This is a genomic window from Amycolatopsis sacchari (genome assembly GCF_900114035.1).
In the GTDB taxonomy this organism is placed as follows: Bacteria; Actinomycetota; Actinomycetes; order Mycobacteriales; family Pseudonocardiaceae; genus Amycolatopsis_E; species Amycolatopsis_E sacchari.
This window is the reverse complement of the sequence record NZ_FORP01000019.1, coordinates 76,394-102,850: the sequence shown is the minus strand read 5'-3', so window position 1 is coordinate 102,850 and position 26,457 is coordinate 76,394. Positions and strand designations below refer to the sequence as shown.

Below are 26,457 nucleotides of genomic sequence, written 5' to 3'. Positions count from 1 at the left end.
GTCGGGCACCCCAGGAGCTGGGGTGGAAAACCCGAATGTGCCCACCTGCCGGCATCCTCGCCGACGCGTGGCGCCTCGCCGAGGAGGGACGCGACGCCTGACGTCGACTTCCGGTTGACGAAGCGCCGCCCCGAGCCTGGGTAGGCGTGGCGTCCCTGGCTGACTGGCTCCAGCCGCGATCCCGCAGTGGCGTGGCGTGCACAACCGGGCACGCGCGGAGCCCGGGGGAACCGGAACGTGCCCACCTGACCGGCATCCTCGCCGACGCCGGGCGCCTCGCCCGGGATGACGGCTTCCGGCTGACCGGCTCCAGTCGGTATCGTGCGGTGGGCGTGGTGTGCACGACCTCGCACCACCCCCGCTCCTGCGAGCACGACGGCTCGTGGGCCTTGCTCCGCCGGACGTTGTGCCCGTGCCCCGAGATCGCGCATTCCTCAGGCCGGCTCGTTCTCGGGCGGCGGGAAGATGTCCGGATGGTGCTCGTGCTGGGCGAGCGTCCGGAGCCGGTCCGGGGGCATGGACGTCGAACGACAGCGCTCCAGCAGGTCTGCCAGCACGTGGCCGGGACTCGCTTCGAGCGCGTTGTCCAACGCGATCCCGGCCAGCGCTCCCTCACCCCGCAAGTACGCCGAGTACGCCAGCAACACAGCCGGTTCGGCGCGTTCCGGTGCCGGGATGCGGCGGACCAGCTCTAGCCAGAGACGTTCCGCGTCACGGCTGCAATGCGGCACCCTCGCGGCGGCCAGGCCGGCGTCCCGGATGTAGGGATCGCACAGCGCCATCGCCAGTTCGACGAGCTGCTCGTCCGAAAAGGACAGATCTCCGCGCCTCACCGCCTCTATCGCGGCTCTGACCGCCTTCGCGTAGCCCGGTGTCAGCGCTGCCGGTGGCACCGACGGGTCGAGCGCGTCGATCGCCGCGTTCAACATCTCGGTCCGGCGCGCGAGAGCCTCGGGATCGTCCGGTGCCAGCTGCCGGAGCAGATCCTCCCTGCTGCGGTACGTGACGCCGCCCTGCATCGCGATCGTCGCGGCCGCGACGGTGCTCAAATCGTCCGGCAGTGTGCCTCCGCAGTCCTTTTCCCGATAACAGCACCAGGGGGCGCCGCCGCGGATCTCCGGCGTCCAGGTCGCGTGCCGCACCGGGATCCGCAGCTCCTCGAACGCCTCCCCCAGCAGGTCGACCAGGAGCCTGTGCGGCGGACCGGACGAGGGTGGCGGCTGTGCGGGGTGGTTGCCGACGACGACGATTTCCACCGCTTGCAAGCCGTTGTGGCCGAACACGTCCATCACCGCACACACGGCGTCGGGTTCCTTACCTTCCGGCGGCAGGTCGGCCCGGACCATCGAGCGCAACCGCCTGCCCTCGGCACCGGTGAGCCCGAGCAACAGGAGCGAGTCCGCGGGCCGGAATCCGAGCAACGGTGGCAGGGAAGCGATCAGTTCGGCCGGGTCGGCCAGGGTGATGGTGGGCAGCGCGCCGTCGAGGGTGTTCGTCGTGGTGGTCATGTCTCCACGATGGACGATCGGGGCGCGGGATGGGGGAAAAGTTTGGTCGCCTGTGGATAACCGGGGTGATGTGGACAAGTCGGACCAGCTCGGCGTGAACCGCCGCACCATTATCGGAATGTCCACATGAGACCCTCGCCCAGAGCACGCACGCGAGCCCGTGCTGGAAATCCGGACGAGCACAGTTCGAATGGGCAGCTGTCGGCGCCCACTGCGCCGCCCTCGAAATGCAGGCAACCGCCTTTGGGGCACCCGTTCACACCCACGTCTCCACCCCAGGGTGGAGACGCGAATCAACCCTCCAACCACCTCCACGCCGACGCGCACGGCGCACCTCCGGCGGGACGCTGGCACGAGCAACCGGAAAGGAGGAACCTTGAACATCAGCGAGCTCCTGCTGTACATCGTCATCCTGGTGCTCGTCCTGTGGCGCGTCGTGTACCGGCAACTGCGGGGCAGCACCATCACCATCCGGGGACTCACGTTGATCCCCGTCATCCTGGTCGTCCTGGGTGTGGCGAACTGCGCACGTGTCCTCCCGCAGGCCTCCGGCAGGGAAATCGCGCTGCTCGTGGCGGACCTGGCCATCCTGCTGGTGCTCGGCGTCGCCCGCGCGGCCAGCACGCGGCTCGGGCTGCGGAACGGCTACGCGTTCCAGAAGGGCACCTCGCTGACACTCGTCCTGTGGCTGGTGACCGTCGCGATCCGCGTCGGGTTCGCTGCGGCAGGCGCGTCGCTCGGCGCCGCCGGAGCGCTCACCTCCGCGTCGGTGCTGCTGTCGGTGGGCCTGAGCATCGGGGTACAGAACGTGTTGATCTACCAGCGGGCACGCCGCCGGGAGCTGCCGATCGCGGTGCGACGTGTTGCGGCATCCTGAACGACATGACGCCGGGCCTCACCCGGGACCGGTTCGCGCCGCTCCTGGACTCGCTGCGCTGGCTGCTCGTGTTCGTCCCGCTGGCCAGTATTGTGCCCAAGCTCGACGGCACGACGTGGCCGCTCGCGGCTGTCGCACTCGTGTCCTCGGTCCCACTGCTGTGGCTGCCGTCGCGACCGTCGTGGTTGCTGCCCATTTCGCTGATCGTGCTGGCGGGGGCGGGCGGTGCCCTGTGGGTGTACGAGCCCAACGGACCTGCCGTGGTGATCGTCTACACCGCGCTCTTCTACGCGGCCCGGCTCCTCAGCCTGCCCGCGGCGAGCGCGGCGGGTGCGGTCACGCTGACGGCAACGAGCTTCCTGATCTCCTACTACCGGCTGGGCCTGCGCAACGCGCTGCTCGACCTGGCCCTGATCGCGGTCGCCGTGCTGCTGGGTCTCAACCGGCGAGCCCGCAGGGCCCGGCTCGAACAGACCGAGCTGGCCCTCGCCCGCGCCCGCACGGCGGCCGAGGAACACGCGGTCGCCGCGAGGCTCGCCGAGCGGGCGCGGATCGCGAGGGAGTTGCACGATGTGCTCGCCCACTCGCTGTCCGGCCTCGCGCTGAACCTGCAGAGCGCACGCCTGATGCTGGTCCGTGACGGAGCGAGCCCTGAAACGCTGGCGCAGATCGAGCGCGCGCAGCAGCTCGCCGCGGAGGGGCTCGCCGAAGCCCGGAACGCGGTCGCGACGCTGCGCGACGACCTGGTACCGCTCGAAAGCGCCGTGGCGGACCTCGTGACCGCGTACCGCCTCGACACCGGTGCCGCCGCGGACCTGACGGTGCACGGCGAACCGCGACCCGTGGCGACAGCGGCGAGCACAGCCGTCGTCCGCGCGGTTCAGGAGGCGCTGGCCAACACCCGCAAGCACGCCACCGGAGCCCCGGTGACGGTCGAGCTGGCCTTCACCCCGGACGAGGTCACCGTCACCGTGCTCGACCGGCAGGGGCGGCGGCCCCGACCCGGTGGCCCCGCGGGTTACGGTTTGCGCGGGATGCGCGAGCGTGCCGAGTTGCTCGGCGGCCGGCTGACCACGGGGCCTGGGGAGGACGGATGGCAGGTGCGGTTGACGGTTCCGGCGTGAAACCGCTGCGGGTCGTGCTCGCCGATGACCAGGCGGTGGTCCGAGAGGGCCTGGTCACCCTGCTCGGGCTGCTGCCGGGGATCGAGGTGGTGGGCGCGGCGGGAGACGGTGACGAGGCGCTCGAGCTGGTCGCCGCGCTCCGTCCCGACGTGCTGCTGATCGACCTCCGGATGCCGCGTTGTGACGGGGTCACCGCGACGCGGCGGGTGCGGGCCGAACACCCGGCGACCGAGGTGGTGGTGCTGACGACCTACGCGGACGACGAGTCGCTGCTGGCGGCGCTGCAGGCCGGGGCGCGGGGCTACCTCACCAAGGACGCCGACGCCGACTCGATCGCGGGAGCGTTGCGTTCCGCGGCGAGCGGGATGTCCACTGTGGACGCACAACTGCAGCTGAGGCTCGTCGAGGCGGCCGCCCGGTCGCACATTCCCAGCACCGACGAGATCGAAGGGCTCACCACACGCGAGATCGAGGTGCTCCGCCTCATCGCGGGCGGACTGTCCAACGCGGAGATCGCCCACATGCTGTTCATCAGCGAGGCCACGGTGAAAACGCACGTCAACCACCTGTTCGCGAAGGCGGGGTTGCGAGACCGGGCGCAGGCGGTGGCTTTCGCGTACCGCACCGGGCTGGTGCAGCACTAACCGAACGGTCTACTCGATCAACCTAACGGTCTACTCGGCGTGCCGATCCGGCCGATCCGGGTCACGCTTGCTGCCATGTTCTGGCGTACCGGACTGCCCGCGATCGTCGCGGTGCTGGTCGCCTTCGCCCTCGTCGCCGGTTCACGCGGGCTCGGCGAGCCGCCGCCGCAGGCCGTCGTCGCCCAGCCCGCGCCACCGCCCAGCAGCACCCCGCCGTCACTCGATCCGGGCGTGGTGACGGCGGCGGTCAATGAGGTCGCGCCCGGCACCGACCTCGCGTTCGCGCTGTACGACGAGCAGACCGGGCAATCTCTCGCGTCGGTGAACGGGGACCAGCAGTTCTACACCGCTTCACTGGTGAAGCTGTTCATCGCGCTGGACGCCCTGCAACGGAACGAGTGGCATCCGAGTGAACGGCTGGGCGCGAACCTCACCGAAATGCTGTCCGCGAGCGACGACGGCATCGCCGAGGCGTTGTGGGAGTACGGAGGCCGCTCCGCCATCATCACCCGGATGGTGCAGCTGATCGGCTTGGCGCACACGCGCCCGCCGACGTTCAGCGATCAGTGGGAGATGACGAAGACGACCGCCGACGACCTCGTCGCGGTGTACCGGTTCCTCGTCGAGCGGGTGCCGGACGAGGCGCGGGGCCTCGTCCTCGGCGCGATGGCCGGGGCGCAGAACCCGGCCGCCGACGGGTTTCCGCAGTACTTCGGCATCCCCGACGGTCTGCCGGACCTGCCCAGGGCCGTCAAGCAGGGCTGGATGACGATCCAGCGGGCCGTCGTGCTGAACACGACCGGCCTGGTCGACTCGCGCTACGTCGTCGTACTGCTCGCGGAGCTGCCGCTGGAGACCTCCTACGCACGGGGAAGGGCCGCACTCACCGCCGGCATCGCCGCACTCGCACCTGTCCTCGGGCACTAGACTGCGCGCTCGTGTCCGAACAACCCAAGCTCCGGCGGCGCGTCGCGGAAGCCGCGGAAGCGGTGCTGCGCAAGCAGAAATTCGTCGCCCCGGTGGACGTGCTGGTGGGTCTGCGCTGGCTTCCGGCCGCGGCCGTGGAGGACTGGCGGCGCGGCCGCCCCGGCGCGCTCGCCGACCGCCTGCCGGTGGACACGGCGAAGGCGCTGGCGGCCCTCGAGCACCTGAGCGACTGGGCGCGGGAACGCGGGCTGCAGGCGAGTGAAGCCACCTACCTCGCGGGCACCCGGGACCGCCGGCCACTCGTGTTCGCGGAAAACGAAGCCCTGCAACGGATCTTCCGCATCCACTGGGTCTCGACCGACTTGTCGGACAAACAGCGCGAAAAGCTCGAAGCACGGCAGAACCAGGCGCCCGACCTCGTCGTGATGATGTCACTGAACGATTCCGCGTGCGACAGCTGCGGAATTCAGCTCCCCGCGAGCGAATTCCACTACGAGGAGGAAGGCCGGTGGCTCTGCCTTTCCTGCGCCGACTTCGACCACCTCGTGTTCCTGCCCTCGGGCAACGCCGCGCTGTCGCGTCGCGCGAAGAAGGAAAGCACGCTCGCCGTGCTCGTGACCCGGTTCAACAAGCGGCGGAAACGCTTCGAGCGACAGGGAATCCTGGTCGAAGAAGCCGCGCTCGAACGGGCTGAGGCGCAATGCCTGGCCGACGAGGACGTCCGAGCGCGGCGCCGGGAACGCGACGCGGTGCGCCGCGCAGCGCAGGACGTCGAGTTCCAGGCGGCGATGGCGGCCGAGATCCGGCGCCTCTTCCCCGGCTGCGCCCAGGAAAGGGCGCAGGCTATCGCGGCTCACGCCGGAACTCGCGGCAGCGGCCGGGTGGGCCGGTCCGCGGCGGGCCGCGCACTGGACGAGGAGGCCGTGCGGCTCGCCGTCATCGCCTCGATCCGCCACGAGGACACCGACTACGACGCGATGCTCATGGCCGGGGTGCCGCGTGCCGAGGCGCGCGAGCGCATCCGCGGCGACATCGACCGGGTGCTCGCGCGATGGGAAACGCCCTAGCCGAAACCCCTAGCCGTGGGCGATGTAGGCCTGGAGTTGCTCCTGACTGGTCTCCAGTTCCTCCATCCGGGTCTTCACGACGTCACCGATGCTGACTATGCCCGCGAGCCTGCCGTCCTCGATGACCGGGACGTGCCGGATCCGCCGCTGCGTCATGAGCACGCTCAGATCGTCCACCGAGTCACGCGGCGTGCACGTGGCGACAACCGTCGTCATGATCTCCGAGACCGGCCGCGACAACAGCACTTCACCGCGTTCGTGCAGCTTGCGCACCACATCGCGCTCCGAGACGATGCCCACCACCCCACCGGAGCCGACGACGGGCATCGCCCCGATGTTGTGCTCGGCGAGCCCCGCGAGCAACCCGGCGACGGTGGTGTCCGGGGACACGGTCGCCACCGCACTGCCCTTGGCCCGCAACACGTCCGCGATCCGCATCCGGCACCTCCCGAAGAAGTGATCTGCTTCACACCAGGTTAGGGGGCGGACCGCTTCGGCAAAAGCCACGATTCGGGCGACGCAGTCCCCGACCGACGGTAATCGGACCGGCACGGAGGCGGCACCCGACCTGGCAGACTGAGGGGCATGGCTGACGAAGACCCGTTCCTGTGGCTCGAGGACGTGACCGGCGAAACGGCGCTCGACTGGGTTCGCGCGCGCAACGCCGAGACGCTGGAGGAGATGGGCCGGAGCGAGCGGTTCACGCGACTCCAGGCGGAACTCCGCGAAGTGCTCGACGCCGACGACCGCATCCCGTACGTGCGCAGGCGCGACGAGTACTTCTACAACTTCTGGCAGGACGCGGACAACCCGCGCGGGTTGTGGCGCCGTACGACGCTAGAGGAGTACCGCAAGGAGCGCCCGGCCTGGGAGATCCTGCTCGATGTGGACGCACTCGCCGAGCAGGAGGGCGAGAACTGGGTCTGGCAGGGCGCGACCGTGCTGCGTCCTGGGTTCCGGCGCGCGCTCGTGGAACTGTCGCGGGGCGGGGCCGATGCGACGGTGGTGCGGGAGTTCGACCTGGAGAGCCGTGAGTTCGTGCCGGACGGTTTCCAGCTGCCCGAGGCCAAGAGCCGCGTCGGCTGGATCAACGAGGACCTGATCTACGTCGGCACCGATTTCGGGGAAGGTTCCCTGACCACGTCGGGATATCCGCGGGTGATGAAGGAATGGCGCCGCGGCACGCCGCTGTCCGAGGCCGTCACCGTGTACGAGGGCAAGCTGGAGGACGTCGCGGCCTTCGCCTACCACGACCCGACCCCCGGGTTCGAACGCGATTTCGTCGGCAGCTCCCCGGATTTCTACCGAGTCCACAAGTACCTCCGCACGGACGGCGAACTGGTGCGCATCGACGTGCCCGAGGACGCGCAGACCGAGGTCCACCGCGAGTGGCTGCTGATCCGCACGCGCTCGCCGTGGCAGCTGGAGGACAGGGTGTACGAGGCGGGCACGCTGCTCGCCGCCCGGTTCGACGACTACCTCGCCGGTTCACGCGAGCTGACAGTGGTGTTCGAGCCGGATGCGCACACGTCGTTGGAGGCCTACGACTGGACGCGCAACCACCTCCTGCTCACGACGTTGTCGGACGTCCGCACCGAACTGCACGTGCTGACGCCGGCCGAGGGGTGGCGGCGGGAGCCGATGCCGGCGGGCCCGGAACTGGGCGTCGCGCAGATCGTCGACACCGATCCCGACTCCAGTGACGAATTCCTGGTCAGCACCAGCGGTTTCACCGATCCGCCGACGCTCTCCTACGGTCACGTCGGCGGCGCCATCGAGGTGCTCAAGCAGTCGCCGGAGCGGTTCGACAGCGAGGGCATGACGGTGGACCAGTACTTCGCCACCTCGCGCGACGGCACGCAGATCCCGTACTTCGTCGTGCGGCCGCGAGCCGAAGGCGGCCCGACGATGCTGACCGGGTACGGCGGTTTCGAGGTGTCCCGCCTGCCCGACTACAGCGGCGTGCTCGGCCGGGGCTGGCTGGCCCGCGGCGGTACGTACGTGCTCGCCAACATCCGTGGCGGCGGTGAGTACGGGCCGTCGTGGCACACGCAGGCCATGAAGGAAAACCGTTACCTGGTGTACGAGGACTTCGCCGCGGTGGCGCGGGACCTCGTCGACCGCGGCATCACCACCCGCGAGAAGCTGGGCACGCACGGCGGCAGCAACGGCGGCCTGCTGATGGGCGTCATGCTCACGCGCTACCCCGAGTTGTTCGGGGCCATCGTGTGCCAGGTGCCGTTGCTGGACATGCGCCGCTACCACCTGCTGCTCGCGGGCGCCTCGTGGATGGCCGAATACGGTGACCCGGACGACCCGGAGCAGTGGGAGTACATCGGGAAGTACTCGCCTTACCAGAACGTCCACAGTGGACGAGATTACCCGCCGACGTTGTTCATGACGTCCACCCGCGACGACCGCGTGCACCCCGGCCACGCGCGCAAGATGGTGGCCAAGATGCGGGAGCTCGGGTACGACGTGCGCTACCACGAGAACATCGAGGGCGGGCACGGCGCGGCCGCGGACAACGAGCAGCTGGCGCAGAAATGGGCCCTGCTGTTCGAGTTCCTGTGGTCGCAGCTGAAGTGCTGACGGCTCAGGGCAGCAGGACGATCTTCCCGCGGGTGTGCCGCTGTTCGAGCTCGGCGAAGGCGTCGGCGACCCGGTCCAGCGGGTACGTGGCCGCGATGGGAAGCTCGACGTCGCCGGACGCGACGAGGCCGGCCATCTCGGTGAGCACCTCGCGGGTGGACGCCGCCATGCTGCCCTCGGCCTTCGCGCCGAGTTCGGCCGCCTTGTCGAACGCGATGATGGTGTCGATCCGGTCGGGCGGGATGCCGAGGTCGACGGCGAGCTGGACGTACTGCGGGCCGAACAGGTCGATGAAGGCGTCGACGGGACCGGCTTCCTGAAGCCGTTCCGCGATGCCGTCGCCGTAGTGGACCGGGATGACGCCGTGCGCGGTGAGCCACTCGTCGTTGGCGGGGGACGCGATACCGAGCACGCGCACGCCGCGCCGCCGGAGCAACTGCACGACGAGCGTGCCGACGCCACCGGCGGCCGCGGACACGGCGACGGTCTCGCCGGGTTTCGGGTCCACAGCGCGGACCGCGGCGTAGGCCGTGCAGCCCACGACGTACAACGCACCTGCCTGTTCCCAGCTCAGCCCGGCTGGTTTCGGGATGAGCTGCGACGCGGGCACGACGACGTGCGTCGCCTGGCTGGACCGCTGCCAGGAGTAGCCGAGCACTTCGTCGCCGACCTGGAAGTCCGTCACGCCCTCGCCCAGCACAGCGACGACACCGGCGAGGTCGCTGCCCTGCCCGGACGGCAGTGTGCCGGGGAAACGCTCGTGCATGAGCCCCTTACGGATCGCGGCTTCGCCGGGGTTGATCCCGGCTGCCTTGACGGCGACGAGCACCTCGCCCGCCGCCGGCTCGGGCACCGGCAGCTCGGCGATGTACAGCACGTCGCGGTCGCCGTACCGGTCGAACCGGACGGCACGCCTGGTGGTCATCTACGACTCCTCTCCTGCGCGGCGGCGCGGAGTGTGGCGAGTGTGGTGGCGAGGTGGTCGAGCGCTTCCCGCCGAAGTGGTGGCGTGGCGAAGAAGTCCGCCAGCTCGCGCTCGAAGACGGTGCTCGCGGTTTCGAGCAGCGCCTGACCCTCCGGCGTGAGTTCGACGATCGACGAGCGCCGGTCGTCCGGGTTCGGCCGCCGCGCGCAGTGCCCGCGCTTCTCGAGCCGGTCCACCGCCTGACTCGCGCCGCCGACGGTGATGGCGAGCCCTTCGGCGATGTCGTACACGCGGCACCGCGGCGTGGCCCCGATGATCCGCATGACGTCGAGGCTGCCCAGCGGAAGGCCGGTTTCGTCACGCAGGCGCGCGTCGACGGCGTTCCACAGGAGGGTCTCGAAGCGCACGAGGTCGTCGAAGAGGGCCGGGAGGTTCACACCAACTAGATTAGCACATAACTAATTAGCGCTGATGTTCTTCCAGGTACTGCTCAAAGGTGATCCGGCCCACGGCGTGCTCCGGCGTGAGGTTGGCTCCGGCACGAAAGGCCCGTCCGGCTTGCCAGGTACGGGCAACGTGACGACGGGCCGTGAGTGGCGCGTGGCGGCGAGGTAGGCCCGGGCGAGGTCACGGGCATCCCGGACCTCGGGGCCACCGATGTCCGGCACACGCCCCGCGGGCGCTCCGAGCGCCAGCTCGACCAGCCGGTCCGCGACGTCACGGACGTCGATCGGCTGGAAGCGGCCCTTGAGCGTGAAGGTCACCGGCAGGCGGCGCTGGGCGGCGGTCAGGCCGGCGACGAGGTCGTGGAACTGCGTGGCGCGGAGGATGGTCCACGGCACACCGGAACGCTCGATGAGCCGTTCGGTGGCGAGCTTGGCGTTGTAGTAGAAGAACGGGATCCGGTCGATACCGACGATGGAGATGTAGACGAGGTGCGCCCGCGGGGCGGCTTCGAGGAGCCGCCGCGTCGCCTCGACGTCACCGCCCCGGCTGACGGTGCTCGCGCAGTGCACGATGGTGTCGACGCCGGCTGTCGCCTCGGCGATCCCCGCCCCCGTGCGGAGATCCCCAGTGCGCCAGGCGTACGGCGTGCCGCCCGGCGCGGGCCGCCTGCTGAGCACGCGCACCTCGCGGTCGTGGCCGAGCAACCGCTCGGCCACGACCCGGCCGAGGGTGCCGGTGCCGCCGGTGACCAGGATCTTCTCGTTCACGGCCCCGCTCCTCCGTCGATGGTTCTCTACAGGGAAGACAAGGCAGGGGACCGTTTTGTGACAAGGGCGGTGACCGACGGCTCGAGCAACAAGATCCGCGCTGACTCGAACACCAAGTTCCTGCTCAGGATCATCCACGATCGCGGAGACAGCGCCACAGCTTCGCGTCTCGAAGACCTCATCGGCCACGCCACGGGCCGCGTTCCGAGCGATGACCTCGAACGCAAGTACCAACTGTGGCGCTGTCACCAGCGAGCGACCCAGGTACGTGCCTTCGATGCCCCTACACCAGGGAAGCTCAACTGCAGGAGGCTCTACGTGGCTGCTACTGGGTCTTCAGTGGCAATTTCGCAGGCGAGTTGATCAGGCGCAGGTTCACGGACGGCATGGAGGCCCCGTTGATCCGGCGTCACCGGACAGGACTGATCGCGCATTCAGGTGTGCACCACGCACGAAATCGCGGAAACCTTGCGCACCTGCAACGCCGAACACTCGAGAATCGAGGTGATCACTTACCAGGAGCTGCTGGACAACGCTGGGCGTGCACTCGATCTGACCACGAACGCCTGACCAAACGGCCGGGGCCGGAGGTCGCGGTGTGCGACCTCCGGCCCCGGAAAATCCCCGACGATCAGCTGCAGCCCGAGGTGGCGCCGCAGCCCTCGCAGGCGTAGCACGAGCCCGCGGGCCGCATCTTCGTGCCGCAGGTCATGCACAGCGGCGCGTCGTTGGCCTTGCCGAGGTGCAGGTCCATCAGCTCGGCCGTGCTGTGCGCGACGTGCGTGTCGACCTCCGGCTTGGACTCGACCGTGCTGCGCAGCGCCTCGAGGTCCACGCTGTCCGTCGCCGGGGCGCCGTAGTCCGACGCCTCGACCTGCGCGGTGCGTTCCTCGGCGGTGAAGATGCCCAGCTGCGCCCGCTTCTCGTACGGCAGGTAGTCCAGCGCGAGCCGCCGGAACAGGTAGTCCAGCACGCTCGTCGCGATGCGGATGTCCGGGTCGTCCGTCATACCAGCCGGCTCGAAGCGCAGGTTGGAGAACTTCGAAACGTAGAACTCCAGCGGGATGCCGTACTGCAGACCGACCGAAATGGACATCGAGAACGCGTCCATGACACCGGCCAGCGTCGAACCCTGCTTGCCCAGCTTGACGAAGATCTCACCCAGCCCGTCGTCCGGGTACGAGCCCGCGTGCAGGTAGCCCTCGGCACCGCCGACGGTGAACGACAGCGTCTGGCTCGGGCGCTTCTTCGGCAGCCGCTTGCGGACCGGCTTGTACTCGACGACCTTCTCCGGCTCCGCGTCGGCCTTCGCCTCGGACTTCTTGCCCGTGGACAGCGGCTGGCCGACCTTGCAGTTGTCACGGTAGATCGCGAGCGCCTTCAGGCCCAGCTTCCAGCCCTCGAAGTAGATCTGCTCGACGTCCTCGACCGTCGCCGACTCCGGCATGTTCACGGTCTTGGAGATCGCACCCGAGATGAACGGCTGCACCGCGGCCATCATGCGCACGTGGCCCATCGGGGCGATCGAGCGCTCGCCGACCGCGCAGTCGAACACCTCGTAGTGCTCGGGGCGCAGCCCCGGCGCGTCCACGACGTGCCCGTGCTGCGAGATGTACTCGACGATGGCCTCGACCTGCTCGTCCTGGTAACCCAGCGCCCGCAGGGCGCGCGGCACCGTCTGGTTGACGATCTGCATCGAACCGCCGCCGACCAGCTTCTTGAACTTGACCAGCGAGAAGTCCGGCTCGATACCGGTGGTGTCGCAGTCCATCATGAAGCCGATGGTGCCCGTGGGCGCGAGCACGCTGGCCTGCGCGTTGCGCCAGCCGTTCTTCGCGCCGATCTCGATCCCGCGCTGCCACTCGCGCGTCGCCAGGTCGCGGACCGTGGCGTCGTTGCTGTGCATGGTGCGGATCGCGTCGTTCGCGGCGGCGTGCTTGCGCATGACGCGCTGGTGCGCCTCGGCGTTGCGGGCGTAACCCTCGTACGCGCCGACGATGCCGGCCAGCTCGGCCGAGCGGCGGTACGCGGTGCCCGTCATCAGCGACGTGATCGCCGCGGCCAGCGCGCGCCCGCCGTCGGAGTCGTAGGCGTGCGCGGTGGCCATCAGCAGCGCGCCCAGGTTCGCGTAGCCGATGCCCAGCTGGCGGAACTTGCGCGTGGTGTCACCGATCGCCTCGGTCGGGAAGTCCGCGAAGCAGATCGAGATGTCCATGGCGGTGATGACGAACTCGACCGCCTTGACGAACAGCTGCGCGTCGAACGTGCCGTCGTCCTTGAGGAACTTCAGCAGGTTCAGCGACGCCAGGTTGCAGCTGGAGTTGTCCAGGTGCATGTACTCGCTGCACGGGTTGGACGCCGTGATGCGGCCCGACTCCGGGCAGGTGTGCCAGTCGTTGATGGTGCTGTCGTACTGCACGCCCGGGTCGGCGCACTCCCACGCCGCCTGCGCCATCGAACGGAACAGCTTCTTGGCGTCGACGGTCTCGATGACCTCACCGGTCAGGCGGGCCCGCAGGCCGAACTCGCCGCCCGTCTCGACGGCACGCATGAACTCGTCGTTGACGCGGACCGAGTTGTTGGCGTTCTGGTACTGCACCGAGTGGATGTCGGCACCGGAGAGGTCCATGTCGAACCCGGCGTCGCGCAGGACCTTGATCTTCTCTTCCTCGCGCGCCTTGGTGGCGATGAACTCCTCGATGTCCGGGTGGTCGACGTCGAGCACGACCATCTTCGCGGCGCGGCGGGTGGCGCCACCGGACTTGATGGTGCCCGCGGAGGCGTCGGCACCACGCATGAAGGAGACCGGGCCGGAGGCGGTGCCGCCGGAGGACAGCAGCTCCTTCGACGAGCGGATGCGCGACAGGTTCAGGCCCGCGCCCGAGCCGCCCTTGAAGATCAGGCCCTCTTCCTTGTACCAGTTGAGGATCGACTCCATGTTGTCGTCCACGGCCAGGATGAAGCAGGCGCTGACCTGCTGCTTCGAGGTCGTGCCGACGTTGAACCACACCGGGGAGTTGAAGCTGAACACCTGGTGCAGCAGCATCCAGGTCAGCTCGTGCTCGAAGATCTCCGCGTCGGCGCCGGTGGCGAAGTAGCCGTTGTCCGTGCCCGCCTTGACGTAGCTCTTCACGACCCGGTCGATGAGCTGCTTGAGGCTGTGCTCGCGCTGCGGGCTGCCGACCGCACCGCGGAAGTACTTGCTGGTGACGATGTTGGTGGCGTTGACCGACCAGAACTCGGGGAACTCCACACCGCGCTGCTCGAAGTTGACCGAACCGTCACGCCAGTTGGTCATCACCACGTCACGCTGTTCCCACTTCACCTCGTCGTACGGGTGTACGCCCTCGGTGGTGAACACGCGCTCCACGGTGAGCCCGCGCTTGCCCCTCTTCGCGCTCTTACTGCCTGTCGTCACGGTCTCCGTCATGCCCTTGTCCCTCTCCCGCCGGCCGAGTTTCACTCGCCGTCCGCTACCGATTCGCGCTGCATGGCTGCCTTCAGGTCCGCGATCTCCTTCTCGAAGTCCTCTACGGACGAGAAGGAGCGGTAGACGCTGGCGAAGCGGAGGTACGCGACCTCGTCGAGCTCCCGGAGCGGGCCGAGGATGGCAAGGCCGACCTCGTGACTCGGGATCTCCGCGACACCTGCCGAGCGGATCGACTCCTCGACCCGCTGCGCGAGCTGCTGCAGGGCGTCGTCGTCGACCGGCCTGCCCTGGCAGGCCCGTTGCACGCCCCGGACCACCTTGTCCCTGCTGAACTGCTCGGTCACCCCGGAACGCTTGACGACGGCGAGCACCATCGTCTCCGAGGTGGTGAACCGGCGACCGCACGCCGAACACGACCGGCGGCGGCGGATCGCCTGCCCTTCGTCCACCTCACGGGAGTCGACGACCCGGGAGTCGGCATGGCGGCAGAACGGACACCGCACGACCGATCACCTTCCCCTTCTCGTCAGTCCCCCGGCCACCCCCGCCGACCGCCACGCAACGGCCCGGCAGGCGCTGATCTGGCGATCAACATGTGGATATCCGGTGGGTGAACATCAAGCAGTTGTGGACAACTCGCGTTTCAGTCTACCCCAACTTGTGGACCAACTACATCCATGTAACTACTAGATATAGCGGTTGACCTTAGATCGCGCGCAACCGGGGTGCAAGCGGACCGCCCGGTTGAGGGAGGGGTACGGTCGCCGAGAGGTCGTCCTCCAGCGGCGAGCGGTCGGCCGGGCCTGGGGTTCGGTTCGAGGGGTGGCGGTGCGGTCACTGCGCGGCGTCGGGAGCGGGGATGAGGTTCGTTTCGCTGTCGCGGGGCGGGGCGCGGGCGCGCGAGGGTGACGGGGGCGCAGTCACTGCGTGGAATCGGAAGCGTGGGTGGTTCGCCGTGATCGCGGGCCCGGCGGGCGGACGGTAAGGCGCGGCCTCGGACGGGCGATGGTGGAGCGGCCGGGGCGATGGCACTCGGAGCGGTGCGACAACGTGGGCGGTGACGGTGCCGCACGGGGGGTCGCAGCGGTGGACGGGCGGGCCACCGACGTCGCCACGAGGGCGAACGGGAGCGCCGGACCGTGGCGGACGGGCCACGCCAGCGCGATGGATCACGAGACTCGCGACAAGCCTCAGCCCACGGACGGACCACATCGGCGCGGGACAAGCCTTAGCCGCAAACAGGCCGGATCAAGCACGAGGTAAGCAGCACAACAAGCCTCAGCGCGACCGGGGCCGCAGCAGCGCGCAGCAGCCCGGGGCGAGTCTCAGCTCACGGGCAGGTCGACGGCCGCAGCACGCAACGGCAAACCTCAGCGGGAAGCACCGACCGGCGCAGCGTCCACGGGGACCGTCAGTGGCAGGCCCGGCACGAGGGCGGCGTCGCCGAGCCCGTTGAGCTCGCGGATCTTCGCCACGACCGCGTCCGCGTCGGAGGCTGGGGCGTACTCGTGCGCGACGTCCCACAGCGTCTGCCCTTCGCCCACCGTGACGGTCGCTGTCTGGCTCGGTACCGGGTGCGACATCCCCTGGGCGAAAACACCCAGTCCGGTGACAACCAGGGCCACCGCGACGGCCACCGCGGCGAGCCACGGCCACCGCGGGGACACACGGCGCGGCGCGCACCCCGGCACGGCCGCGCGCCCACGGCCCGCCACCACCCGCGCACGCGTCGGTGGCCGGCGCGTCTCCCCCGCGTGCCTGCGGACGCGGACCGGCCCGTCCTGCCTGGTCCTGCCCTCGGCGGGCGCCCCGGCGATGCGGCTTCCGTCCAGCAGTACCGCCATCGCGGCACCTCCTCACGGTCGGGCCCGACCCCGCGCCCCGGCGGCGCTCCGGTCGAACACTCGTTCTATCGAACCTCTGCGCGAATGTGTACCACCAGGGTCCGACAAAATCGAGAGCCACCCGGCGTGTCGCTCGAACAGTTGTTTGATGTTCCCGCCCCGGTGGACTACCGTGGGTGACCAGGACAAGGCGATACGCGCCGGTCGCTGTTCGAGTCTGCGGCCCGGCAGGTAGGACGAGCAGCGCAGCTGGGAGGCAGCACCATGACAGACATCGACGACACCGCCGAAATTCCCCGTCGCCCCGGCGGGCGGTTCGGCGACGTGCACCCGCTCCCCGACCCCGAGGACGTCGAGGAGGGCCTCAGCCCGCGCCAGCAACAGGTGCTGGAGGTCATCCGCGCCTGGGTGGACCGGTTCGGCTACCCCCCGAGCGTGCGGGAGATCGGCGAGGCGGTGGGCCTGACGTCGACGTCGTCGGTGTCGCACCAGTTGCGCACGCTGCAGCGCAAGGGCTACCTCCGCCGGGACGCGAACCGCCCGCGCGCGGTCGGTGTGCTCACGGCCGCGGCCGAGCGCGCGGCGCGCATCGGGCGGTCGGAGAGCGAGATGCCGAAGCCGGCGTACGTACCGGTGGTCGGCCGGATCGCGGCAGGCGGGCCGGTGCTGGCGGAGCAGTCGGTCGAGGACGTGTTCCCGCTGCCGAAGGACATCGTCGGCGAGGGCGAGGTGTTCCTGCTGAAGGTCACCGGTGACTCGATGATCGAGGCCGCGATCACGGACGGCGACTGGGTGGCCGTGCGCCAGCAGCCCACGGCCAACAACGGCGAGATCGTCGCCGCGATGATCGACGGCGAGGCCACCGTGAAGACGTTCAAGCGCAAGGGCGGGCACGTCTGGCTGATGCCGCAGAACGAGGCCTACGACCCCATCAACGGTGACGACGCCACCATCCTCGGCAAGGTCGTCGCCGTGCTGCGGCGCCTCTGACGCGGGTGGCGGCGGTGTGGGGACCGCCGCCCCGGGTCACCTCCGGCGGAAGCGGCGGCGGAGCTTGCCGATCCTCCGGCCAGGCACACGGCGACACAGCCATCGCCACATCGCGACGCCCCCCACCAACGGCGCCTCCAGCACCACCGCCCAACTCACTTCCGGCCAACGGGGCGGTGCAGCTTGCCGATCCTCCGGCCAGCCACACGGCGACACAGCCATCGCCACACCGCGACACCCCGCACCAACGGCGGTTCCAGCACCACCGCCCGGCTCACTTCCGGCCAACGGGGCGGTACAGCTTGCCCACCGGCAGCCACCTCCCGGCCAGGCGCACGGCGACGGCTCCAACCCGCGGGTCAGTTCCAGCCGAAGCGGCGGCGCAGTTTGCCCAACCACCAGCAACCACCCCGGGGCAGGTGCACGGCAGCACACCACGACGCCACCCACACCAACGGCGGCGCCTCCAGCACCACCGCCCAGCTCACTTCCGGCCGAAGCGGCGGCGGAGCTTGCCCACCACGAACAACCCGCCCGCGGCCAGGCACACAGCCAGCACCAACGCGGGCAGGGCGCCCATCCCCTTCTGGTCGCCCGTGCCGGTGCTCGCCTGACCGCCCGCGGCAGCCGGGGCGCCGCCGTCCGCCGCGCTCACGAGCGCCGTCGCGCCGCGAACGGCGCGGATCGGTTCCCCGACGCCCTCCCCACCGGACAGGAGCGTGCCGTCGGGTTCGAAGGCCAGCGCCTCCCCCTGCTTCTCGTTCGGCAACGGCACCCGCACCGGCGAGCGCTTCAACGCCGCCGCCACGTCCCCGTCCGGGGCCGGGTAGAGGTAGGCGTCCGTGTAGGTGCGCAGGGCGACGACCTTGCCATCAGCGCTCACCGCACCGCCGGTGACCAGCACCGAGCCGAAACCCGCCACGGGGCCACCCGGGGTGTCGGTGGTGCGGAAATCGAGGCTGCCCACCTTCTCCAGCGGAGTGGGACCAGGGCTCTTCAACGCCCCGGCCGGGCGGTAGATCCCCGAATCGCCGAACGGCGTCTTCGTCACCAGGTACGGCGTCCCCTTCGGGTCCAGCAGCAACGCCTCCACGTCGTGCTGGCCGTCCGGGTACGTCAGCCGGTACAGCGTCGCCTTGCCCTGCGGTGTCAGGGCCACCAGCGCCACCGTCTCGCGCTTCTTGTCGTTGTCGCCGGTGTCCGACAGCCACAACGTGCCGTCGGACGCGCGGGCCAGGTCCTCGACGTCGTACGGGTCCAGCGGGTTGCTGATCACCCGCTGTACGGCGCAGTCGCGGCCCAGCACGAAGACCTGCACCTTCGAGCCGCCGTCGTTGATGGCGTACCAGCGCTGCCCGTCACTGACGAGGCCGGACAACTCGTTGATCCGCCTGTCCGACACCGTGCACACCGTGGCCGGCGCCTCCGCCGCCGTGGCCGGAGCCACGGACAGCGCGAGGACGAACGAAACCACGGCGAGCAGCGCACCCCAACGCGACGTCACCCCGCCGACGTTACCGACGTCAGGCCGGAGAGCCGTTCACGACATACGTCTCCAGCGCCGATGCCAGGTCGGGCCGGACCCTGGCGCACAGCCGCGTGCCCTCCGGCAGGTGCTCCTCCGCGAGGACCTCACCGTCGGTGTGCACGCGGGCGACCAGCTCACCACGGGTGTACGGCACGAGGGCCTCGACGGTGACCTCGGGCCGCGGCAGCCGCTCGGCGATGGCCTCGACCAGCTCGCTCACCCCGGACCCGGTACGCGCCGAGACGACCACGGCGTCGGGCAGCAGGTGCCGCAGCCGGACCAGGGACAGCTCGTCCGCCGCGTCCGCCTTGTTGATCACGATCAGCTCGGGCGGCAACGGACCCGACCGCCGCTGGTTGATCTCCGCCAGCACCTCGTGCACGGCGTTGACCTGCTCCTCGGGCGCCGGGTCCGACCCGTCCACCACGTGCAGCAGCAGATCGGCGTCGGCCGCCTCGTCGAGCGTCGAGCGGAACGCGTCGACCAGCTGGTGCGGCAGGTGCCGCACGAAACCGACGGTGTCGGTCAGCGTGTACGTGCGCCCGTCCGGCGTCGCGCTGCGGCGCGTGGTCGGGTCGAGGGTGGCGAACAGCGCGTTCTCGACGAGCACGCCCGCGCCGGTGATGGCGTTGAGCAGGCTCGACTTGCCCGCGTTGGTGTAGCCGACGATCGCGACGCTCGGCACCTCGTTGGCGACGCGGCGCCCGCGCTTGGTCTCGCGGATGGCGTCCATCGAGGCGATCTCGCGGCGCAGCTTCGCCACGCGCTTGTTGATCCGCCGGCGGTCGGTCTCCAGCTTCGTCTCACCGGGACCACGCAGGCCCACACCGCCGTTCGCGCCGCCGGCACGGCCACCGGCCTGCCGGGACAGCGACTCACCCCAGCCGCGCAGCCGCGGGATGAGGTACTGCAGCTGGGCCAGCTCGACCTGCGCCTTGCCCTCCTTGGAGCGGGCGTGCTGGGCGAAGATGTCGAGGATCAGCGCCGTCCGGTCGATCACCTTGACCTTGAGCCGCTGCTCCAGGTTGCGCAGCTGACCTGGCGAGAGCTCGCCGTCGCAGATCACGGTGTCGGCACCGGTGGAGACGACGATGTCGAACAGCTCGCGCACCTTGCCCGAGCCGATGTAGGTGGCCGGGTCCGGCTTGTCGCGGCGCTGCACGAGACCCTCCAGCACCTCGGAGCCCGCCGTCTCGGCGAGCCGGGCCAGCTCGGCCAGCGAGGCCTCGGACTGGGCCGCGGTGCCTTCGGTCCACACGCCGACCAGCACGACCCGTTCCAATCGCAGCTGCCGGTACTCGACCTCGGTGATGTCCGCCAGCTCGGTGGAGAGCCCGGCGACGCGCCGCAGTGAGGCGCGGTCCTCCAGCTCCAGCTCGCCGATCGACGGGTCGTCCAGAAAGTCTGTGTGTGTCAGTTCTGTCATCGTCCTTCCATGGTCCCACGTCCCGCGGGATAAACCGAGCGCATTACCGGCTCGGGTAGGTCGCGAAGTAGACGGCCAGCTGCTCCCCACCCGGCGCTGACCTGGCACGGAACTCCTCGAGCAGGTCTTGGAACCGGGTTTCGAATTCGGCCCGTTCCTCCGGCTTCAACCGCATCACGAGCCGTGTTTGGCGCAGTTCGGAGGGCGGCACCTCGGCGATCTCGCCGAGGTAAGCCTCGAGCATGGCCTCGCCGACCTTCTCGTGCAGGCCCGCACCCTCCAAGCTCCAGGACAACCCCGTCGAAAGGTAGGGAATCTCCTTCGCCCCCCGCTTGCCTCGGCGCGGCGGCTGCGGGGCGAGGAACCCGGTTTCGACCAGCTTGCGCACGTGGTGCAGGACGGTCGCCGGATCCCGGCCTAGGCGCTGCGCCAGCTCCTTGTTGGTCAACGCCTCCGCATAGGTCAACCGGATGATGCGCAGGCGTATTCCGGAGGCGAGCGCGTTCGCCTCCGCCTCGGTCGCCGGACGGCGCGGGTGGTCCACCGGTTCAGCTTAGGGCGCAAAGTGATTGACGCTTTCCAATCGCTTGCGGGAGGCTGTCCGGCATGCGGCGCGACTCACTCTGGTTCCATCGCGACTTCCGGCTCCTGTGGGCGGGCGACACGGTGAGCCAGGCGGGCACGTTCGTCGGGCAGACGGTGGTCCCGCTGCTCGCGGCCACCGTGCTGGCGGCGACCCCGTTCCAGATGGGCCTGCTGACCGCGGCCGAGAACGCCGCGTTCCTGCTCATCGGCCTGCCCGCCGGGGTGTGGGTGGACCGGATGCGCCGAAGACCGCTGATGCTGCGCGCCGACCTCACCCGCGCGGCGCTGCTGTGCACCGTGCCGATCGCGTGGTGGACCGGCGTGCTGACGCTCACCCAGCTCATCGTGGTGGCGCTGCTGGTCAGCGTGGCCACGGTGTTCTTCGACGTGTCGTACCAGTCGTACCTGCCCTCGCTCGTCGGGCGCGAACACCTGCTGGAGGGCAACGCGAAGCTGCAGGCCAGCCAGTCGGTCGCCCAGGTCGTCGGCCCCGGCGCGGGCGGCGGGCTGACCCAGCTCGCCGGCGCGGCGAACGCGGTGTTCGCGACCGGGCTCGGCTACCTCGCCTCGGCGTTGTTCCTGTGGCGCATCAGGACTCCGGAGCCGGAACCCGAGCCGCACAACGGGTTGCCGCTGCGGCGGCAGATCGCCGAAGGGCTGGGCTTCGTGTTCCGGAACCCGACCTTGCGGCCGATCACGCTGTGCACCGCCACCGCGAACCTCGGCAACACCGTCTTCCAGTCGATGATGATCCTGTTCTTCACCCGCGACCTGGGGCTGAGCCCGGCCGCGGTGGGCGCGCTCATGACCGCGTTCGGCGTCGGCGGCGTGCTCGGCGCGCTGTCCGCGGGGTGGGTCACCCGCAGGCTCGGGCAGGCGCGGTCGATCTGGCTCGTCCCGCTGCTGACCTGGCCGTTCCAGCTGCTCACGCCGCTGGCCGGGCCGGACTGGCGCATCGCGCTCATCGCCTTCGGCATGACCGTGGAGAGCTTCGGCGTGATCGTCTACAACGTCGCGCAGGTCAGCTACCGGCAGGCGGTCTGCCCGGACCGGCTACTGGGCCGGATGAACGCGACCGTGCGGTTCGTCGTGTGGGGCACGATGCCGATCGGCGGCCTCGTCGGCGGTGGGCTGGGCGCGTGGCTGGGCGTGCGCGGCACGCTGTGGATCGGCTGTGCCGCGCTCGTGATCCCCATGGCGCTGCTGCTGTTCTCGCCGCTGCGCAGGATGCGGGACGTCCCGAAGAACGCCTACGCCTGAGCCCACCAGTCGTCGAACAGCTCGCCACGCGCGACGAACTCCACCGGGCCGGTCAGCGTCGCCGCCCCGTGGTCGAGCGCGACCGTGACCCTACCACCGGGGATGTCCACAGTGGACTCACCGGTGTCCGTGCCCGCGAGGTGCAGCGCGGCCGCGACCGCCGCCACCGTGCCCGTGCCGCACGAGCGGGTCTCGCCGACCCCGCGCTCGTACACGCGCATCCGCAACGCGCCCTCACCGATGGGGTTCACGAACTCCAGGTTCACGCCCTCGGGGAAGAAATCCTCGTCGTACCGCGGCTGGTCGCGCAGGTCCAGCTCCGCCACGTCGTCCTCCACAATGGACACCAGGTGCGGGTTGCCCACGTTCACCGCGACGCCGGAGAAGTTGCGCCCGTCCACGAGCGCGACCGAGGCGCCGGTGATGGCCGCGGGGCCCATGTGCACCGTGACCTCGCCGTCCGGGCGCACCAGGACGGGCTTGTCCCCGGCACGGCTGCCCACGACGAACTCGCTGCCGGACTCCAGCCCGGTGTCCGTGAGGTACCGCGCGAACACGCGCATGCCGTTGCCGCACATCTCCGCGACGGACCCGTCGGCGTTGCGGTAGTCCATGAACCACTCGCCCTCGGACGGCAGGCCCAGCGCGGTGGACCGGACCACCCGCAGGACGCCGTCGGCACCGAGCCCCCGCTGCCGGTCGCACAGCGCGGCGACCCGGGACGGCGTCAGGTCCAGCAGGCCGTCCGGGTCGGGCAGCAGCACGAAGTCGTTCTGTGTGCCATGCCCTTTGAGAAACTCGATCGCCACCCGATCAGACTACTGGGCCACCACGGAAAGCACTCGCTCGGCCACGTCCTGATCGCTTCCGTCGAACCACTGGATCCGCGCGTCCCGCCGGAACCAGGATCGTTGCCTGCGAACGAATCGGCGCGTGGCCTGTTTCGTGGCCGCGGCGGCTGCCGCGAAGTCCCCGGCACCATCCAGCTCCGCCAGCACCTGCTGGTACCCCAAAGCGCGGGAAGCGGTTTTGCCTTCTCGCAGGCCACGGGCGGCGAGGGCGCGCACCTCGGCCACGAGCCCCTCGGCGAACATCCGGTCCACACGCAGTTCCACGCGCTCGTCGAGTTCCTCGACCGCGCGGTCGATCCCGATGAGCACGGTGTCGTAACGGGGTGGTCCCGGTTTGGGCAGGTTCGCCGAAAACGGCTGCCCGGTCAGCTCGATGACCTCCAGCGCCCGCACGATCCGGCGCGCGTTGGACGGCAGGATCGCCGTCGCGGCCGCGGGATCGAGCCGGGTGAGCCGTTCGTGCAACGCTGCGGGGCCGAGTTCCGCCGCCTCGGCGTCGAGCCGCGCGCGGATCGCCGGGTCGGTGCCGGGGAAACGGAGGTCGTCGAGCACCGCCTGCACGTACAGGCCCGATCCGCCCACGAGCACGGGCACCTTGCCGTCGGCCAGCAGCCGTTCGACGACGGCCCTGGCGTCACGCTGGTACGCGGCGACCGAAGCGGTCTCGGTGACGTCGAGGACGTCGAGCAGGTGGTGCGGGACGCCGTGGCGTTCCTGCGGCGGCACCTTGGCGGTGCCGATGTCCATCCCGCGGTAGAGCTGCATGGCGTCGGCGTTGACCACCTCGCCGCCGAGGCGTTCGGCGAGCGTGATGGCGAGGTCGGACTTCCCGGTCGCCGTGGGGCCGACGACCGCGATCGGCTTCAGCACCCGCGCTCCCACACCGCGACGTGGTACCCCACGCCGAAGGGTGCCGCGGAGTACAGCAGTTCGGCGCGCCAGTCACCGGCGACGCCCGCCAGCACCTGCCACGGCACGCGGCCCCGGGCGCCGAGCGCGTCGGCGAGCGCCGGGTCCAGCGCGAGGAGGGCCTCGGTGTCGGCGTTGGCGAGCGCCTTCGCGACGGCGTCGTCGAACGCCGGGGCGCGTTCGTCCTCACTGCCGGGCGCACGCGGGCCGTGCCGGTTGGAGCCGTCCCCGAGGATGAGCAGGTCACCCGTGAGTTCCTTGCCCAAGCGGGCACATTCCGCGGGCGGTGTGGTCGCGGCGACGAGCCGGACCTCGACCGATTCCGCACCCGCCTGCTCCCGCAGCCAGCCCGCGACGAGCGCGGGCAACGGGAGGCCGGACCCGGTGCCGGAAGCCGACAGCCGGACCCGTTCGTCGACCCCGTAACCGCGGAAGGTGCCCGCCGAACCCGGCGCGATGACCTGGTCTTTCTCGTGCACACCGACCGCAGTCCAGACCGGCCCGAGACGGCGCACGGCGGCCACGCAGGCGTCGCGCAACGCGGTCAGCTCGGGCTCCGGCCCGGGGGAAAGCCGTGGCACCAGCAACGGGGGGTGTGGCACCACGACGGCACGCGTGATCACACTGGTCGAGGTTACCGGGCGGCCCGCAACACCCCCGCCCGACAGCCAGCCACAGTAGAATCACCCGCTCCGACCACCGCACCGAGTACCACAAGCCGTGCTGAACTGCTTGAATGCGGCGTGGGGGTCGAAGCGCTCCCCCGCACGACCCGGCCCCACCCCGGTGGGGCGCCCGCCGGACCAGGCGGGCCCGACAGGCGATAAGGAGCCTGCGATGGCCGACGAGATCACGCCCGGCGCCCCGGCGCCGCACAAGATGCCGCTGCCGCACCCGCCGGCGGGCCAGGACCGGCCGGTTCCCCCCGCCGAGCCGAACCCGTCCCGCTGGGGCCGGGTGGACGACGAAGGCAACGTGTACGTGCGGACCGCGGACGGTGAACGCGCGGTGGGCGTGTGGCAGGCGGGCAGTCCCGACGAGGGGCTGCTGCACTACGCGCGCCGCTTCGACGACCTGCGGACCGAGGTCGAACTGCTGGCCACGCGGCTGAACTCCGGGGCGGGCGACCCCAAGCACGCGCTGTCGAGCGCCGTCCAGCTGCGGGACGGGCTCGCCGACGCGGCGGTGGTCGGGGACCTGGCCGCGCTGGGCGACCGGCTGGACCGCATCGTCGCGAAGGCCGAGGAGGCGCTCGCCAGCGCCAAGCAGGAGCGCGAGGAGGCCCGCACGGCGGCGATCGCGCGCAAGCAGGCGCTGGCCGAGGAGGCCGAGCAGATCGCCGCGGAGTCGACCCAGTGGAAGGCCGCCGGCGACCGGCTGCGCGCGATCCTCGACGAGTGGAAGACGATCAAGGGCGTCGACCGCAAGACCGACGACGAGCTGTGGAAGCGGTTCTCGAAGGCACGGGAGGCGTTCAACCGGCGCCGCGGCTCGCACTTCGCGGAGCTCGACAAGCAGCGTGCGGCGGCCAAGGCCCGCAAGGAGGAGCTGATCGCCGAGGCGGAGTCCCTCGTCGACTCGGACGACTGGGGGCCCACGGCCGGGCGGTACAAGGACCTGATGGCCGAGTGGAAGGCCGCCGGCCGCGCGCCGAAGGAGACCGACGACGCGCTGTGGCAGCGCTTCCGCGCGGCGCAGGACAAGTTCTTCGCGCGCCGGTCGGCGGTGTTCTCCGAGCGGGACGCCGAGTTCGCCGAGAACGCCGCGAAGAAGGAGGAACTGCTCGCCGAGGCCGAGAAGATCGACCCGGCGGCGAACCTCGAGGCGGCGAAGGCGCACCTGCGGCGGTTGCAGGAGCAGTGGGACGAGATCGGCAAGGTGCCGCGCGAGCGGATGCGGGAGCTGGACGGCAGGCTCAAGGCTGTCGCCGACCGGATCCGCGAGGCCGAGGACAGCCGCTGGCGCCGGACCGATCCGGAGGCGCAGGCGCGGGTCGAGCAGTTCCGCGAGCGGGTGCACCAGTTCGAGGCGCAGGCCGCGAAGGCGCGTGCCGCGGGCGACGAGCGCCGTGCGAAGCAGGCCGAGGAGCAGGCCGCGCAGTGGCGCGAGTGGATGGTCGCCGCGGAGCGGGCGGTCGCGGACCGCTGAGGCGATTCGGTTTTCGGTCGGCGTCGCGGGGGCGTCAGGCCGGGTAGGGCACCGTGGCGCGGGCGTTGCCGAGTGCCCGCGCCCACCAGGTCAGCTGCCGCAGCATGCCCAGCAGCGCATCGCGTTCCGCGGGGCCCGGGTAGTCCTTCCTGCCCCACGGGTTGTGGAGGCTCACGAAGTCCCGCACGGTCACGGCGTGCGGCTCCGCGAACACCAGCCGCAGCGCCTCCACCGCCCGCAGCCCGCCCGACATCCCGCCGTACGACACGAAACCCACCGGCTTGGCCTTCCACTCGTCCCGCACGCTGTCGATCGCGGACTTGAGCGGGCCCGGGTAGCTGTGGTTGTACTCCGGCGTCACCACCACGATCGCGTCCGCCCACCCCACGCGCTCCGCGAAGGCCGCCGCGTCGGAGTGGCCGTCCATCATGTGCGGGAAGTTCAGCTCCGCCAGGTCGACCAGATCGACGTCGACGCCGGTGTCGAGCAGTGCCTTCTGCACCCAGCCTCCGACGTGCGCACCGAACCGTCCACTGCGGACACTGCCGACGATCACCTCCAGGTTCGGCGCCACGTCAAAACCTGAAGTAAGGTCGAGGTCAAGGACG

Annotated in this window: 24 protein-coding genes; 9 read left to right on the top strand and 15 right to left on the bottom strand. The window is 70.4% G+C overall.

The annotated features are described in order from the left end of the window. Nucleotides 1-434: 434 nt before the first annotated feature. The gene (locus tag BMZ92_RS26620) at nucleotides 435-1,508 is read right to left on the bottom strand and encodes a DUF4192 domain-containing protein (RefSeq protein WP_091512890.1); all 1,074 of its coding nucleotides are present in this window, start codon (nucleotides 1,506-1,508) and stop codon (nucleotides 435-437) included. A 376-nt stretch (nucleotides 1,509-1,884) separates the two neighbouring features. Here BMZ92_RS26620 and BMZ92_RS26615 point away from each other — a divergent pair, with 376 nt between their 5' ends. The 5 genes from BMZ92_RS26615 to BMZ92_RS26595 all read left to right on the top strand — a co-directional run bounded on the left by BMZ92_RS26615 (nucleotide 1,885) and on the right by BMZ92_RS26595 (nucleotide 6,147). Continuing rightward, nucleotides 1,885-2,385, top strand: coding sequence for a hypothetical protein (locus BMZ92_RS26615; RefSeq protein WP_091512888.1), 501 nt, complete (start codon nucleotides 1,885-1,887; stop codon nucleotides 2,383-2,385). Nucleotides 2,386-2,390: 5 nt separating this feature from the next. Continuing rightward, on the top strand, nucleotides 2,391-3,509 hold the full coding sequence (locus tag BMZ92_RS26610) for a sensor histidine kinase (protein ID WP_091512886.1): 1,119 nt from the start codon (nucleotides 2,391-2,393) through the stop codon (nucleotides 3,507-3,509). Then, nucleotides 3,479-4,153 carry a response regulator gene (locus tag BMZ92_RS26605; protein ID WP_091512883.1) on the top strand — a complete coding sequence of 225 codons (675 nt, stop codon included), beginning with the start codon at nucleotides 3,479-3,481 and terminating at the stop codon, nucleotides 4,151-4,153. The genes BMZ92_RS26610 and BMZ92_RS26605 overlap by 31 nt, the downstream gene beginning before the upstream one ends. 75 nt (nucleotides 4,154-4,228) lie before the next feature. Then, nucleotides 4,229-5,080, top strand: a complete 852-nt coding sequence (locus tag BMZ92_RS26600) for a serine hydrolase (protein ID WP_091512995.1) — start codon at nucleotides 4,229-4,231, stop codon at nucleotides 5,078-5,080. Between the two features lie 11 nt (nucleotides 5,081-5,091). Then, a complete protein-coding gene (locus BMZ92_RS26595) occupies nucleotides 5,092-6,147 on the top strand; it encodes a DUF2293 domain-containing protein (RefSeq protein ID WP_091512881.1) in 1,056 nt (351 codons plus the stop codon). Between the two features lie 9 nt (nucleotides 6,148-6,156). Here the strand turns inward: BMZ92_RS26595 and BMZ92_RS26590 are convergent, their stop codons facing one another. Next, nucleotides 6,157-6,585: a CBS domain-containing protein gene (locus BMZ92_RS26590; RefSeq protein ID WP_091512878.1), complete on the bottom strand. Its 429-nt coding sequence runs from the start codon at nucleotides 6,583-6,585 to the stop codon at nucleotides 6,157-6,159. 147 nt (nucleotides 6,586-6,732) lie between these two features. On the opposite strand from BMZ92_RS26590, the gene BMZ92_RS26585 reads away from it, so the two are divergent. Next, nucleotides 6,733-8,739 (top strand): prolyl oligopeptidase family serine peptidase, encoded by a 2,007-nt coding sequence (locus BMZ92_RS26585; RefSeq protein WP_091512876.1) that lies wholly within the window; start codon nucleotides 6,733-6,735, stop codon nucleotides 8,737-8,739. A 4-nt stretch (nucleotides 8,740-8,743) separates the two neighbouring features. Here the strand turns inward: BMZ92_RS26585 and BMZ92_RS26580 are convergent, their stop codons facing one another. The 6 genes from BMZ92_RS26580 to BMZ92_RS37545 all read right to left on the bottom strand — a co-directional run bounded on the left by BMZ92_RS26580 (nucleotide 8,744) and on the right by BMZ92_RS37545 (nucleotide 16,152). Beyond that, the gene (locus BMZ92_RS26580; protein WP_091512873.1) at nucleotides 8,744-9,664 is read right to left on the bottom strand and encodes an NADP-dependent oxidoreductase; all 921 of its coding nucleotides are present in this window, start codon (nucleotides 9,662-9,664) and stop codon (nucleotides 8,744-8,746) included. Then, nucleotides 9,661-10,101 (bottom strand): MarR family winged helix-turn-helix transcriptional regulator, encoded by a 441-nt coding sequence (locus tag BMZ92_RS26575; RefSeq protein WP_091512871.1) that lies wholly within the window; start codon nucleotides 10,099-10,101, stop codon nucleotides 9,661-9,663. Before BMZ92_RS26575 ends, BMZ92_RS26580 begins: the two co-directional genes overlap by 4 nt. Before the next feature lie 21 nt (nucleotides 10,102-10,122). Continuing rightward, complete coding sequence (locus BMZ92_RS26570; RefSeq protein WP_342743521.1) at nucleotides 10,123-10,878, bottom strand: SDR family oxidoreductase; 756 nt, start codon at nucleotides 10,876-10,878, stop codon at nucleotides 10,123-10,125. Nucleotides 10,879-11,509: 631 nt separating this feature from the next. After that, the gene (locus BMZ92_RS26565) at nucleotides 11,510-14,308 is read right to left on the bottom strand and encodes a vitamin B12-dependent ribonucleotide reductase (protein WP_091512993.1); all 2,799 of its coding nucleotides are present in this window, start codon (nucleotides 14,306-14,308) and stop codon (nucleotides 11,510-11,512) included. A gap of 29 nt (nucleotides 14,309-14,337) precedes the next feature. Then, the gene (gene nrdR, locus BMZ92_RS26560; protein WP_091512868.1) at nucleotides 14,338-14,811 is read right to left on the bottom strand and encodes a transcriptional regulator NrdR; all 474 of its coding nucleotides are present in this window, start codon (nucleotides 14,809-14,811) and stop codon (nucleotides 14,338-14,340) included. 867 nt (nucleotides 14,812-15,678) lie between these two features. Further along, nucleotides 15,679-16,152, bottom strand: a complete 474-nt coding sequence (locus BMZ92_RS37545; protein ID WP_177228876.1) for a LysM peptidoglycan-binding domain-containing protein — start codon at nucleotides 16,150-16,152, stop codon at nucleotides 15,679-15,681. Nucleotides 16,153-16,416: 264 nt separating this feature from the next. Between BMZ92_RS37545 and lexA the strand changes: the two genes are divergently transcribed. Beyond that, nucleotides 16,417-17,142, top strand: coding sequence for a transcriptional repressor LexA (gene lexA, locus BMZ92_RS26550; RefSeq protein WP_091512866.1), 726 nt, complete (start codon nucleotides 16,417-16,419; stop codon nucleotides 17,140-17,142). Nucleotides 17,143-17,626: 484 nt separating this feature from the next. On the opposite strand, the gene BMZ92_RS26545 is transcribed toward lexA, so the two are convergent. From BMZ92_RS26545 to BMZ92_RS26535, 3 genes are read right to left on the bottom strand one after another with little or no spacing between them, the layout of a single operon-like run. Next, nucleotides 17,627-18,646 carry an SdiA-regulated/phytase-like domain-containing protein gene (locus BMZ92_RS26545; protein ID WP_425425861.1) on the bottom strand — a complete coding sequence of 340 codons (1,020 nt, stop codon included), beginning with the start codon at nucleotides 18,644-18,646 and terminating at the stop codon, nucleotides 17,627-17,629. A 19-nt stretch (nucleotides 18,647-18,665) separates the two neighbouring features. Beyond that, on the bottom strand, nucleotides 18,666-20,096 hold the full coding sequence (gene hflX / locus BMZ92_RS26540; protein ID WP_091512864.1) for a GTPase HflX: 1,431 nt from the start codon (nucleotides 20,094-20,096) through the stop codon (nucleotides 18,666-18,668). A gap of 43 nt (nucleotides 20,097-20,139) precedes the next feature. Further along, nucleotides 20,140-20,640: an ArsR/SmtB family transcription factor gene (locus BMZ92_RS26535; RefSeq protein ID WP_091512862.1), complete on the bottom strand. Its 501-nt coding sequence runs from the start codon at nucleotides 20,638-20,640 to the stop codon at nucleotides 20,140-20,142. Between the two features lie 62 nt (nucleotides 20,641-20,702). Here BMZ92_RS26535 and BMZ92_RS26530 point away from each other — a divergent pair, with 62 nt between their 5' ends. Further along, on the top strand, nucleotides 20,703-21,941 hold the full coding sequence (locus BMZ92_RS26530; RefSeq protein ID WP_091512860.1) for an MFS transporter: 1,239 nt from the start codon (nucleotides 20,703-20,705) through the stop codon (nucleotides 21,939-21,941). Here the strand turns inward: BMZ92_RS26530 and dapF are convergent. The 3 genes from dapF to BMZ92_RS26515 are packed head-to-tail and all read right to left on the bottom strand — an operon-like array spanning nucleotide 21,932 to nucleotide 24,324. Continuing rightward, nucleotides 21,932-22,750, bottom strand: a complete 819-nt coding sequence (gene dapF / locus BMZ92_RS26525) for a diaminopimelate epimerase (protein WP_091512858.1) — start codon at nucleotides 22,748-22,750, stop codon at nucleotides 21,932-21,934. The two genes, BMZ92_RS26530 and dapF, sit on opposite strands and share 10 nt — an antisense overlap. A 9-nt stretch (nucleotides 22,751-22,759) precedes the next feature. Further along, complete coding sequence (miaA, locus tag BMZ92_RS26520) at nucleotides 22,760-23,662, bottom strand: tRNA (adenosine(37)-N6)-dimethylallyltransferase MiaA (RefSeq protein ID WP_218153557.1); 903 nt, start codon at nucleotides 23,660-23,662, stop codon at nucleotides 22,760-22,762. Further along, on the bottom strand, nucleotides 23,656-24,324 hold the full coding sequence (locus BMZ92_RS26515) for a DODA-type extradiol aromatic ring-opening family dioxygenase (RefSeq protein ID WP_091512854.1): 669 nt from the start codon (nucleotides 24,322-24,324) through the stop codon (nucleotides 23,656-23,658). Before BMZ92_RS26515 ends, miaA begins: the two co-directional genes overlap by 7 nt. A 214-nt stretch (nucleotides 24,325-24,538) precedes the next feature. Here BMZ92_RS26515 and BMZ92_RS26510 point away from each other — a divergent pair, with 214 nt between their 5' ends. After that, nucleotides 24,539-25,849: a DUF349 domain-containing protein gene (locus tag BMZ92_RS26510; protein WP_091512852.1), complete on the top strand. Its 1,311-nt coding sequence runs from the start codon at nucleotides 24,539-24,541 to the stop codon at nucleotides 25,847-25,849. Nucleotides 25,850-25,883: 34 nt separating this feature from the next. Here the strand turns inward: BMZ92_RS26510 and BMZ92_RS26505 are convergent, their stop codons facing one another. Then, complete coding sequence (locus BMZ92_RS26505) at nucleotides 25,884-26,423, bottom strand: NADPH-dependent FMN reductase (RefSeq protein WP_091512850.1); 540 nt, start codon at nucleotides 26,421-26,423, stop codon at nucleotides 25,884-25,886. Nucleotides 26,424-26,457 lie beyond the last annotated feature (34 nt).